Annotated in this window: 9 protein-coding genes; 8 read left to right on the top strand and 1 reads right to left on the bottom strand. The window is 70.3% G+C overall.

Features of this window, described 5'->3' with window-relative positions:
- Nucleotides 1–17: 17 nt before the first annotated feature.
- Nucleotides 18–1004: a LacI family DNA-binding transcriptional regulator gene (locus tag JNB50_RS11440; protein ID WP_208040261.1), complete on the top strand. Its 987-nt coding sequence runs from the start codon at nucleotides 18–20 to the stop codon at nucleotides 1002–1004.
- A gap of 16 nt (nucleotides 1005–1020) precedes the next feature.
- Here JNB50_RS11440 and JNB50_RS11445 read toward each other — a convergent pair whose 3' ends face one another.
- Nucleotides 1021–1878, bottom strand: coding sequence for an AraC family transcriptional regulator (locus JNB50_RS11445; RefSeq protein WP_208040262.1), 858 nt, complete (start codon nucleotides 1876–1878; stop codon nucleotides 1021–1023).
- Between the two features lie 162 nt (nucleotides 1879–2040).
- Here JNB50_RS11445 and JNB50_RS11450 point away from each other — a divergent pair, with 162 nt between their 5' ends.
- From JNB50_RS11450 to JNB50_RS11480, 7 genes are all read left to right on the top strand, one after another.
- Nucleotides 2041–2985 carry a carbohydrate ABC transporter permease gene (locus tag JNB50_RS11450; RefSeq protein ID WP_208040263.1) on the top strand — a complete coding sequence of 315 codons (945 nt, stop codon included), beginning with the start codon at nucleotides 2041–2043 and terminating at the stop codon, nucleotides 2983–2985.
- On the top strand, nucleotides 2982–3806 hold the full coding sequence (locus JNB50_RS11455) for a carbohydrate ABC transporter permease (protein WP_208040264.1): 825 nt from the start codon (nucleotides 2982–2984) through the stop codon (nucleotides 3804–3806). The genes JNB50_RS11450 and JNB50_RS11455 overlap by 4 nt, the downstream gene beginning before the upstream one ends.
- A gap of 46 nt (nucleotides 3807–3852) precedes the next feature.
- A complete protein-coding gene (locus JNB50_RS11460; protein WP_208040265.1) occupies nucleotides 3853–5124 on the top strand; it encodes an ABC transporter substrate-binding protein in 1272 nt (423 codons plus the stop codon).
- Between the two features lie 81 nt (nucleotides 5125–5205).
- Nucleotides 5206–7761 (top strand): family 78 glycoside hydrolase catalytic domain, encoded by a 2556-nt coding sequence (locus tag JNB50_RS11465; protein WP_208040266.1) that lies wholly within the window; start codon nucleotides 5206–5208, stop codon nucleotides 7759–7761.
- Nucleotides 7758–9263, top strand: a complete 1506-nt coding sequence (locus tag JNB50_RS11470) for a hypothetical protein (RefSeq protein WP_208040267.1) — start codon at nucleotides 7758–7760, stop codon at nucleotides 9261–9263. The genes JNB50_RS11465 and JNB50_RS11470 overlap by 4 nt, the downstream gene beginning before the upstream one ends.
- Nucleotides 9263–10516, top strand: coding sequence for a hypothetical protein (locus JNB50_RS11475; RefSeq protein ID WP_208040268.1), 1254 nt, complete (start codon nucleotides 9263–9265; stop codon nucleotides 10514–10516). Before JNB50_RS11470 ends, JNB50_RS11475 begins: the two co-directional genes overlap by 1 nt.
- Before the next feature lie 99 nt (nucleotides 10517–10615).
- Nucleotides 10616–11581 (top strand): GlxA family transcriptional regulator, encoded by a 966-nt coding sequence (locus JNB50_RS11480; protein WP_208040269.1) that lies wholly within the window; start codon nucleotides 10616–10618, stop codon nucleotides 11579–11581.
- The last annotated feature ends 19 nt before the right edge of the window (nucleotides 11582–11600 follow it).

Genomic DNA, 11600 nt, shown 5'->3' on the forward strand with positions numbered 1-11600 from the left:
TGCAGCAGTCACCCAGGGTGGCGATCAGGGATGTGGCCGCTCGCGCCGCGGTCTCGCCGAGCAGCGTCTCGAACTACCTCAACCGGCGCGACCGGCTTTCCGCGCCCATGCAGGCCAGGATCGCCGCCGCGATCGCAGAGCTGGGATTCGTGCCGAACGACGCCGCGCGGCAGCTGCGGGTCGGCGAGAGTCCGCTCGTCGGCATCGTGGCGTTCGAGACCGCGAATCCCTTCTTCGTGCAGTTCGCCGAGGCTGTGGAGAGGGAGGTGGAGGCCCGCGGCCTGTTCGCGTTCTCCGCGCTGAGCAACGGCGACCCCCGCCGGGAACGCGCGTACCTCGACCAACTCGAGCGTCAGCGCGTTCGCGGCATCCTGATCGCGCCGGCCGGGCACGTGGAGGAGCGTCTGCTGCAGCTGACCGGACGGGGGATCCCGTCCGTGATCTTCGGTCGTCGTTCCGAGGCGCCGGAGGTGTCCTCCGTCTCGTCGGACGACCACGCAGGCGGGTATGCGGCGGTACGGCATCTCGCCGAGCAGGGCCGGCATCGCGTCGCCGTCGTCGGCGCCGGGTTCGACGTCGCTCAGATCGGCGCCCGGCTCGGCGGCGCACTGCGCGCGGGGAGCGAGTTCGATGTCGCGATCGAGGTGATCGACGCCGGAACCCGGACGCTCGAGGGCGGCCGGACCGCCGGTGCCGTCCTCGCCGGGAACTCGGGACAGCGGAGCTTCGACGGGGTCTTCGCGATGAACGACCTCCTCGCCATCGGTGTCCTCGAACAGCTCCTCTCCGCGGGGGTCGCCGTCCCGGAGCAGCTCGCACTCGTCGGCTACGACGACATCCCGTTCGCGCGCTCGACCGCTGTGCCCGTGACGTCGGTCGCCCACGACCACGCGGAACTCGGTCGCCGGGCGGTGAGGATCCTTCTGGATGGCACGGGCTCACCCGAGCAGCTCGTCCTGCAGCCGGGTCTCCGGGTCCGTGCGTCCAGTGTCGGCGCGGCGTGACGGCCGGCGTCGCCCGCTAGAAGGGGATCTCGGTCACCGACGGGCTCGCGAAGCGCCGCCGATACTCGCGGGGAGACATCCCGTAGAGCGCGCGAAACCGCCGGCTCGCGTAGTTGGGATCCTCCCAGCCGACCGAGCGGCCCACCGCGGCCACGCTCGCGGTCGATGACGCGAGCTGTGTCGCAGCCGACTCGCCTCTGGCCTGCATGAGCCACGCCATCGGCGGGAGACCGACGTGCGCCTTGAACAGCCGGTGGACGAGCGGTGCCGAGACGTTGAGGCGCTGCGCGAGCTCGGAGATCGTCCAGCCGTGGGCGAGATCCGACTGCATCAGCTGCATCATCCGGACGACGGTCTCCGCCGCGTCGTCGTCGTACTGCCGGGAGACGGACGGCACGTTCTCGGTGAGGATCTCGATGACAGCGCCCGTGAGCCCGATCGCCCGCGCGACGTGCTCGCCGGGGCGGAGGCCGGCCAGCTGACCGATGAGCGCCAATGCCGCCGTCAGCGACTCGGGACCGAGCACACCCAGGTTGGGCGTGCCCTGGAGCAGGGCGCGCGAGAGGGAGGGATAGCGCACGAGCCAGGAGAGGTCGCGGTGCAGAAGTTCGGGTCCGAGGTAGACATTGAACGTCCAGAGCTCGTCCGGCTCCCAGTAGGCGTGCCAGGTTCCCGGTCGGATCAGGATGACCGAACCCGGTTCGAGCCGTGTCGCATTCCCGCGGGTGCGATGGAGGCCGTACCCGCGGGACACGACGGCCAGCTCGAGGTATTCGTGCATGTGCTCGGGGATCCCGTCGAGGGCGGGAACCTCGTTCGCGGCGATGGGCAGCCTGCCGGGGGTGAACACTTCGTGTCGTTGGATCGAGCGCATCGCGGGCCTTTCTCGGGACTCGCTCCATGATGGGGCCGGCGGCGTCGTGAGGCCAGTTTCTGCAGGATCGTGCTAGTTCTCGATAGTCCAGTACTACTCCAGGCGTCGAACGCACGTGAAAATCGATCCTGCATTCACCCCGAGCTCAAGGAGAGCGCAGCAATGTCCACTGTCGTACACGCCCCCTCTCCGGCGGCCGACACCCGTGCGGCGGTCACGCCTCCGCGGCGCCGGCGGCCCTGGAGAGGAGTGCGCGTTTCCCTCTGGTTCGCCGGTCCGGCGCTGGCGCTCTACCTCTTCGTCTCGGTGTGGCCCGCCCTCCGCGGTGCCTTCTTCGCCTTCACGGACTGGGACGGCATCTCGTCCGGTTTCCGCTTCGTGGGCTTCGACAACTTCGCGCGGGTGCTGCAGGATCCCCTGGCGCTCGCCTCGCTGGTGAACACGTTCGTGCTGGCCGCTGTCGTCATGGTGCTACAAAATGCGATCGGCCTGGCTCTGGCTCTCGCCCTCAACACACGGCTGAAGACGAGCGGGGCGCTGCGGGTGGCCTTCTTCGCCCCCGTCGTGCTGACCCCGCTCGTCGCCGGGTACATCTGGAGCTATCTGCTGGCGCCGGACGGCGGGGTCAACAGCGTCTTCCGGGCGATCGGCCTCGGGGCGTTCGCGCAGGACTGGCTGGGCGATCCGAAGTTCGCGCTCGGCTCGATCTGCGTGGCGATCCTGTGGCAGTTCAGCGGCTACTCGATGGTCATCTACATGGCGGGGCTCAAGGGGATCCCCAGCGAGCTGATCGAGGCGGCGGTCGTCGACGGGGCCGGCCCCTGGACGCGGTTCCGCTCCATCGTCTTCCCGCTGATCAACGGCGCCTTCGTGATCAACCTTCTTCTGACGCTGATCGGAGGGCTCGGCCAGTTCGACCAGGTGTTCGCCATGACTCAGGGCGGCCCGGGCACGTCGACGGTCACGATCTCGCTCGTCATCTACAAGAACGGCTTCCAGCTGGGCGACTACCCGTTCGCCACAGCTCTCGCGGTGCTGCTCTCCCTCGTCGTCGGGGTGCTCGCCCTCCTGCAGTACCGGCTCACGTCGCGGCAGGTCCAGCGATGATCAACCGGTACACCGGGCGCAGCCTGGCCCTCGAGATCACGATGTGGGCGATCGCGCTCCTCTTCCTGCTCCCCTTGGTGGGGCTCGTGAACCTCTCGCTCAAGGCCCCGCACAATCCGTCCGGCGCCTTCGAGTTCGACGGCGAGTACAGCTTCGTCAACTATGTGCGCGCCTGGAACGACGGGCACCTGGGCGCCGCGCTCGCGAACAGCGCGGTGATCGCGATCGTCAGCGTCGTCGCCGTCCTCCTCCTCGCGTCGCTCGCCGCCTACCCGCTGGCCCGGGTGGGCACACGCTGGCCGCGCTGGCTCTTCTACCTGTTCCTCGCGGGGCTGATCATCCCGGGGCAACTCGGCGTCCTCCCGCTCTACACGAGCATGCGGGACCTGGGACTGGTCGGGAACATCGCCGGTGTCATCGTCGCGAGCATCGGGGGCGGGATGCCCTTCGCGATCTTCATCCTGACGACGTTCCTCCGCGAGGCGCCCAAAGACTTCGAGGAGGCTTCGGCCCTCGACGGCTGCGGCCCGCTGCGGACCTACTGGTACGTCATCGTCCCGCTGCTGCGTCCCGCGCTCGGCACCGTCGCGATCCTCAGCCTGATCGCGATCTGGAACAACTTCTTCCTGCCACTGCTCTTCCTCTCGGGGAGCGGGAGCGAGACCCTGCCCGTCCGCATCAGCGGTTTCATCAGGACGTACAGCGCCGACTGGCCGGCGGTGTTCGCCGCGCTCGTCATCTCCACCGCGCCGATCCTGGCCTGCTACTTCTCCCTTCAGAAGCACATCATCCAGGGCTTCTCCGGGGGGCTGAAGGGGTGACCACCCCAGCATCACCTCCTCCATCACGAGAAACGAAAGGACATCCATGTCTACGAAAGGACGCACCGCGATCGCCGCGGCCGGCATCGTCGCCGTCGCAGCGCTGGCCCTCGCCGGGTGCTCGACGACGGACTCGGCAGCGAGCGGGAGCCAGGCGCTCACGGTCGCCACGGACAACCCCAACCAGTTGAAGCCGGTCGTCTCGGCGTTCGAGAAGGCCAACCCCGGGGTGACCGTGACGGTCCAGGACGGCGGCAACTCGTACCAGGACTTCATCCGCACCGGCATCGCCGCCGGAAGCGCCGCCGATGTGATCCGCACGTTCCCCGGCTCGGGGAACAACGCCGCCATCGGCAAGCTGACGGCCGCGGGCGCTCTGGCCGACCTGTCCGGCGCCGCCTGGAAGGGTGACCTCTCGACGGCGCAGAAGCAGTTGTTCAGCGCCAAGGGCAAGCTCTACGCCGTCCCGATCGGAGAGCTCGCGCTCGGCCTGGTGTACGACGACCAGACGCTGAAGGAGGTCGGGGCGGCGGTCCCCTCGACGTTCACCGATGTGCTCGCACTGTGCGACACCGCGAAGAAGCACGGCAAGGTCGCCTACTCGCTGTGGCAGAAGGGCGGAACGGTGCTTCCCTCGTTCGCCGCGGTGGCCCCGCTCGTCTACGGACCGAATCCGGGCTTCACCGAGGACCAGCTCGCGGGGAAGGCCTCCTTCGCCGATTCGAAGTGGGTCGACGCGTTCCAGTTGCAGCTGAAGATGCGCGACGCAGGCTGCTTCAACGACGGCCCGAACGGCACAGACTTCAACGCCAGCGCCGCACAGGTCGGCAAGGGCCAGGCGATCGCGACCTTCGCCTTCTCCGACACCTCGTCGCTCGAAGCGGTCGCGCCGGCAGGCTCGACCTTCACCCTGGCCCCGTTCCCGGTCGGGGACGACCCCCAGCAGCAGTACCTCGCGGTCGCGGACTCGGCCGGCTTCGCGGTGAACGCGAAGGCCAAGAACCCCGAGCTGGCGCGGAAGTTCGTCGACTTCCTGGCGCAGCCGCAGGCGCAGAACCTGTACGCCGCTGCCGGCAAGGGCGCCCCGGCGATCCCGAACGACTCGTTCAAGGCCGACAGCAAGAACCAGCAGACGATCATCGAGTACCAGAAGGCCAAGCGGACGGGCACGTGGCCCGACCAGGGCTGGCCGGGCACCGGCACCGGGGCGGCGCTGACCGAGGCGAGCCAGACGCTCATCGCCGGTTCCGACACCCCGCAATCGGCGGCGCAGAAGATGGATGCCGCGTTCGCCAAGGACGTCGCAGCCCAGAAGTAGCACCACTTCCGTACACCGCGACGGTGTCGGCTGCGCACGCCATGCGGGGCAGCCGACACCGGCGGATCACCGAAAGCGATCATGACACCTCACCTCTCCGCCCACCGTCTCCGTACGAACGGTCTCGAAGACCCCTCGGGCATCGACGACGACGAACTCCGCCTGGCGTGGGACCACGACGGGGGAGCCTCCGCCTTTCTCGTCGAGGCGTGGGTCGGCGAGTCGAGGAGCCGGTCCGCGGCGCTGCTCGTGGCGTCGACCCTCGACGCGACCGCGCGGGACACCGTGATCCGACGACCGGACGGCGTGCGGAGCCTGTCGTGGCGGGTCGGCGCGCGCGTCGACGGCGACGTGGCGTGGAGCGGGTCGCAGACGATCCGCTTCGCGCTCGACTTCGAGAGTGCCGCGGCTCACTGGATCACGCATCCCGAGCACCGCACCGACTCGACCAGGAGCGTCTGGTTCCGGCACCGGTTCGAGCGGAACGCGCACGCGGCCGAGCTCGTGCTGCTCCACCTGGCGTGCGTGGGCGTGTGCGAGGTGCGGGTGGACGGGCGCGAGCTCGGAGCCCGCGTGCTCGCCCCGGGGTACGCCCGCCTGGACGGGGAGGCCGCTGCTGTCAGCCTGGACCTCAGCGCTCTGGACGGCGGCCCGCACACCCTCACCATCGAGGTCGCAGCTGGCCCGTACCTGCTCGGCGGCGGTGCCGACCGGTACACGAAGTTCCGGGCACGGTCATCCACTCCCCGGATCGCCGCCGTGCTGGAGCACGTCACCCACGGGCAGTCGGTCGCCGTCGAGCGTCTCGACGAGTCGACGCTGGTGGGCCGCGGTCCGACGATCGCGTCGCACTGGTACGGCGGGGAGGACATCGACGCGGCGCTTCCCGAACCCGTGGACGACCCGCTCGGCACGACACCGCTGGTGCTCGGCCCGAGCACCCTCCACCGCATCTGGTGGCCGCAGAGCCCGGCGATCGAAATCGCCGCCGCGATCGACGGAGCCGCGATCGCCCGCGACGAGGACAGCGTGACCTTCGACTTCGGGGTCAACATCGCCGGATTCCCCGAGTTCGCGTGGCCGTCCCCCGACGAGCGACGCAGGATCACTCTCTGGCCGGCCGAACGGATCATCGACGGCGCGCTCAACCAGGCCAGCACAGGGTCGCCCATCTTCGACTCGGTGACCACCCTGGCCGGAGAACCCGGCCGCTGGCGGCCGCGATTCGGCTACCACGGGTTCCGATACCTGCGGGTCGACGGCGCCGGATCCGGCGCGACGGCGCGGGCGCTCGTGGCGCACACGTCCAACACCCGGGTGGGCAGCTTCACCTCGTCGGACTCCTTCCTCCAGCGTCTCGACGAGCTGATCGTCCGCTCCATCGAGGGCAACATGTACTCCGTCTTCACGGACTGCCCCCACCGCGAGAAGCTGGGCTGGCTGGAGCAACTGCACCTGTGCTTCGGTGCTCTGGCCGGTCATTTCGACGTCGAGGCCCACCTCCGGTCCGTTCTGCACCACGTGCGCGCGGCGCAGCTGGACGACGGCGCGATCCCGAACATCGCGCCGGAATTCGTCGACTTCAGCGGAAACGGCGCGGACGGCGACCCGGATGCGTTCCGGTTCGACGTCAACTGGGGAGGGGTCATCGTGCTCCTCCCGCTCCACCACTTCGTCCAGTACGGTGATCCGCGGATCCTCCGGGAGAACGCGAGCGCGATGGTCGCCTACCTCGACCATCTCGCGTCGCGCGAGCACGACGGCGTGATCGAGTTCGGCCTCTCCGACTGGGTGTCGATCGACGGGTCGGCCGAACGCCGGCTGGTCGCGACGTACGGGTACTGGCGCGTCCTCCGCGCGGCGCAGCGGATCGCCCGCCTCCTCGGGCGCGCGGAGTGGGAGGCCGTCATCGCCGAGCGGCTGACCCGGACGCAGTCCGCGCTTGCGCGCTGGCCGTACGCCGACACGGTGAGCCAGAGCGACCTCGCGCTGCTGACCGACGTGGCCGACCAGCTCGGCGACCACGTGCGCGCCGATGAGCTGTTCTCGCGGCTCGTGGCGGCCGTGGACGCGGCGGGGAACGCGTTCACCGTCGGCGAGATCGGGTTCGAGCCGCTGGTCGACGCGTTCCACCGCCGGGGCCTCGACGCCCGGCTGCACGAGGTCTTCTCGCGCCAGGACGTGCCGGGCTACGGCATGCAGCTCGCCAAGGGCATGACTGCGCTCGCGGAGACCTGGTCCGCGGAGTCCGGTCCGGAGGGAGAGGGCTCGAACAACCACTTCATGCTCGGGATGGTGTCCCACTGGATGACGGGGAACATCGCCGGTCTCCGTCAGGCCCCCGGCTCCGTGGGCTGGGCGAGGGCCGAGGTCGAACCGGTCTTCCTTCCTGGCGTGCCGAGCGTCGAGTACCGCCTCGACTCGCCGGCGGGTCGCTACGGTGTGTCCTGGCGCCGCACCGAGCGGGACACCGTGGTCGAGCTCACCATCACGGTCCCCGGCGGCGGTTCGGCCGTCCTGCTCACCCCCGACGGTGACGCGCTCGAACTGGGCCCCGGCGTGCACGAGACGGTGCTGAACACCCCCCTCGAGCTGCTCGACGGCAGCCCCGCTCAGAAACTGGAGACGATCGCATGACCGATGTCCGCTCCGGCGTCCCCCTGCTCCGGGTCGAGCTCGCGAACGATGCGGGCATCGCCCGCTCCACGGCGCGACTGCTCCGCTCCGACTACGACCCGCGCTCTGTGGTGGAGGAGACGTCGACCGACCCCTGGCCGGGCGACCTCGCCGGGAGGCTCCTCCTCTCGCTGAGCAGGTACGCCCGGGCCGGCCTGCAGACCGATCGGGCGGCGGACGCGCTCTTCGCCGAGATGAGTGCCGCGATCCGTGAGCGGGGCTACTTCGGCCCGCCGCTCGGGCCCACCCGCGACGAGCAGCAGCTCGCCTGCCACGGGTGGGTGGTCGCCGGATTCCTGCAGTATCACCACCTCACCGGCGAGGAGTCCGCGCGCGCGGCCGCGCTCAGGGTCATCGACGAGCTGATCCTTCCCGGCCTCGGCTCGCTCGACGACTATCCGGTCGACCGTGCCCCTGTCGAGGACGGTGCCGCGTCCGGCCAGATCGGACTCCGCACGCCGGAATGGGACCTGTCGACGGACACCTACTGCGTCCTGCTCTGCCTCAACGGGCTCGTCCCGGCGTACCTGGAGACGGGAAGGGCCGACCTGCTGGCCGCCGTCTCCGGCCTGGCGGACCTGGTCACGGCGATCGACGTGGTGTCCACGGGGGCTCAACTCCACGCCGTGCTCGCGGCGGCCCGGTGCCTGTCCGATCTCGCCGTCGCCGGTCGGGACGAGTATCGGGGTCTCGCGTCGAGCTTGTTCGACACCTACCGGAACCACGCCCAGTCGCTCACGTTCGCGCCGTACAACTGGTTCGGCCGAGCGGACTCCTGGTCGGAGCCGTGCGCGATGGTCGACGCGCTCGGGGTGGCGCAGAACCTGTGGCGGATCACCGGCGACCCGGCCTACCTCGAGGAGATCGCCCGGACCGAACACAACGCTCTGGCGTTCGCTCATCGGGCCGATGGCTCGTTCGGCCTCGACTCCCTCCCGACCGTCGACGACCCTGCGCTTCGGCGCATCCACGACGACGCGCGCTGGTGCTGCACGATGCGCGGGGCGATCGGCGTGCTGGAGGTGCGGGAGCACTCGGTCGAGTTCGACCCCGACACCGCCACGCTGACGATCCTGGACCCGCACACCGGCAGCGTCACGCTGGCGACGGCCGACGGCGAGTGGGAGCTCCGGATCACGGCGAACTGGCCTGCCGACTCGACCGTCCGCGTCGAGGCGCATCGAGCACCGCACAACGGGGCCCTGACCGTGGGCCTGCACCCGGTGCGCGGCGGCGGCGAGATCGCGCTCGGCGGGTCGCAGGGGTATGCCGGGACGCTCACAGCGGTGGCTCCGCATGTGGTGGATCCGATCGGGCGCGGCCTGGCCCGGGAGTTCCGCGGACCGACGCTTCGCGTGTCGGCCGGTGCGGACGAAACAGGTGACCGGTGGCTGGACGAGGGTCTCTCCCTCGACGAGGGCGCACTGGTCGTCGCCTTCCCGGTGCGCGGTGGCGAGTCCTGATGGCGCATCGCGAGCTCGGCCTCTGCGTCTGGGACTGGGACGCGACCTGGAACGACGACACCGCGTTCTCGCGTCTCCTCGCTCAGTTGGCCGGGTGGGGGTTCGACTATCTGGAACTCGGCGTCTCGTGGCGCGGATCACGAAGCGCACTCGACCGCCGCATCGCCGAGTTGGAGCGGTCGGGCCTGCGCGTCCACCTGAGGGTGAACCTGCAGGACCTGCCTGACCCGGTCGCCGCGACCGCCGAGTGGTCGCGCTTCGCGGACGGCTCCGTGCTCGAGACAGGATACGGTTCGACGCGGCAGCCGCTGCCCTCCCTCTTCGATCCGCGGGTGCTCGACGCACAGCGCGACTACCTCGCGGGACTGGCCGGCACGTACCGAGGCCGTGGAATCTTCTACACCTTCGGATTCGGCCTTCACTTCGAGTACAAGTACGGGGGCTGGATCGGCTTCGAGCCCGTCGCGGTCGATCGCTTCGCCCTCTGGCTCGCGGAACGAGAGTTCGGCGGCGAAGCCCGTTCGATCGCGGAAGCCCATGACGCGGACTGGCTGGAGTTCCGCGAGGAGTGGCTGGCCGCGAAGGTCGACGGGTTCGCGGCGGTGGTGCGGGAGGCCGACCCTTCCGCGCGGCTCTCCGCTCCCCTGGGGGAGAGCTTCCGGCCGGAGTCCGCGGAATTCGGCAACCAGGACATCTTCGGGCTCAGCCGCCACGCCGACCGTGTCGTCTTCTCGTTCGACTACGACAGCCACCGGGTGGATGACGCGCCACGCGCTGTCGAGGAGCTCACCGACGTCTACCGCGAACTGACCGAGCGCCCCGTCCTGGTCGAGCTGGACGGCCCGACCGGCCGGTTCTTCACCGGATACGGGGGCAGCGGCGTCCTGGCCACGGCCGAGGCGGCGTTCCGGGGCGGCGCGAGCGGACTCAACGTGGCGAACTACACGCAGCGAACCGAGTGGAGCGGCGACCTGGCCCAGTTCGAGTTCTTCCCCCGCCTGCGCGAGCTGGCGGATTCCGTCGAGGCGCCGCCCTCGCCGCTCCACGAGGAGCGCTTCCTGCTCTCCAACTGGACGTACTATCTGGACACTCGTCCCGGCGTGCTCGCCGCGCAGCTGGCGCAGCGCGATCGGTTGCGCTCGAGAGGAGTGCCCACGCGGCTGATCTCCGACGGTGCGGTCGGCGGCGCTCCCGTCGGGACGGTGATCCACGTGCCGGGGGGAACGAGGCTGCGAACCGAGGAGCGCGGCTGACCGGGCACCCCGACTTTCTCTTGGCGTGACCGGATCCGTCCGCTCGCTCGCCCTGTCCCGGCCTCCCTCGCGCCGTTCACCGCGAATAGCCTGGGTGACATGGATGTCGTGTTCGTCACCCTCCCCGAGGTCAACCTGCTGGATCTGTCCGGTCCTGCCCAGGTCTTCTCGGCGGCCTCCGCGCTCGGAGCGGACTATCGGCTCCGCTGGGTCGGTGAGCCGGCCGGCGTGGTCAGCGCTCAGGGCCTGAGGCTCGCCGGGCTGGAGCCGCTGTCCGACGCGGCCGCCGACGAGGGCGCTCTGGTGATCGTCCCCGGGCCGGATCTCGCTGCCGTCGTCCGGCGGGCGGCGGGTGACGGCGAACTCGTCGCGCCGGAGGTTCTGGAGTGGACCCGGCGGGCTCATGCCTCCGGTGCGCGGGTGGCGTCGGTCTGCACCGGCGCGATCGTGCTGGGCGACGCCGGGTTGCTCGACGGACGGCGGTGCACGACGCACTGGAGCGCCATCGGCGCGATGCGCGAGCGCTATCCGGCCGCGCACGTCCTCGACGACGTCCTGTTCGTGCACGACGGGCCGGTGAGCACCAGCGCGGGGATCGCCTCGGGCATCGACCTCGCGCTCTCGCTGGTCGAGGCCGACCACGGACCCGCGTTCGCCGCGGCCGTCGCCCGTGAGCTCGTGGTCTACGCCCGCCGCAACGGCTCCTCTGCGCCGTTCAGTCCGTTCCTCGCCCACCGCGACCACCTCGACCCTGTCGTGCACACCGTGCAGGACACGCTCGCCGCCGATCTGGCCGGCACGCATCCGCTCGCAGAGCTTGCGGCGCACGCGCACCTCTCTCCGCGCGGGCTCAGTCGAGCGTTCGTCGCGGCCACCGGGCTCACTCCGGCGCAGTATCAGACCGCGCTGCGGCTCGGGCACGCCCGCACGCTGCTGCGCGGGTCGGCGCTCACGGTCGAGGAGATCGCGCGCGCCTGCGGGTACGCCGACCCTCGGCACTTCCGGCGGATGTTCAGTGCGCACGAAGGCGTGCCCCCGTCCGCGTACCGGACCAGCGCAGCCTGAGTCCCCGTCTTCGTCCGTT

Source organism: Leifsonia sp. TF02-11, from assembly GCF_017565305.1.
GTDB lineage: Bacteria > Actinomycetota > Actinomycetes > Actinomycetales > Microbacteriaceae > Leifsonia.

Coding starts and splice junctions, on each gene's coding strand:
- JNB50_RS11445 (WP_208040262.1), bottom strand. CDS start 1,878: ATGCGCTCGATCCAACGACACGAAGTGTTCACCCCCGGCAGGCTGCCC.
- JNB50_RS11450 (WP_208040263.1), top strand. CDS start 2,041: ATGTCCACTGTCGTACACGCCCCCTCTCCGGCGGCCGACACCCGTGCG.
- JNB50_RS11455 (WP_208040264.1), top strand. CDS start 2,982: ATGATCAACCGGTACACCGGGCGCAGCCTGGCCCTCGAGATCACGATG.
- JNB50_RS11460 (WP_208040265.1), top strand. CDS start 3,853: ATGTCTACGAAAGGACGCACCGCGATCGCCGCGGCCGGCATCGTCGCC.
- JNB50_RS11465 (WP_208040266.1), top strand. CDS start 5,206: ATGACACCTCACCTCTCCGCCCACCGTCTCCGTACGAACGGTCTCGAA.
- JNB50_RS11470 (WP_208040267.1), top strand. CDS start 7,758: ATGACCGATGTCCGCTCCGGCGTCCCCCTGCTCCGGGTCGAGCTCGCG.
- JNB50_RS11475 (WP_208040268.1), top strand. CDS start 9,263: ATGGCGCATCGCGAGCTCGGCCTCTGCGTCTGGGACTGGGACGCGACC.
- JNB50_RS11480 (WP_208040269.1), top strand. CDS start 10,616: ATGGATGTCGTGTTCGTCACCCTCCCCGAGGTCAACCTGCTGGATCTG.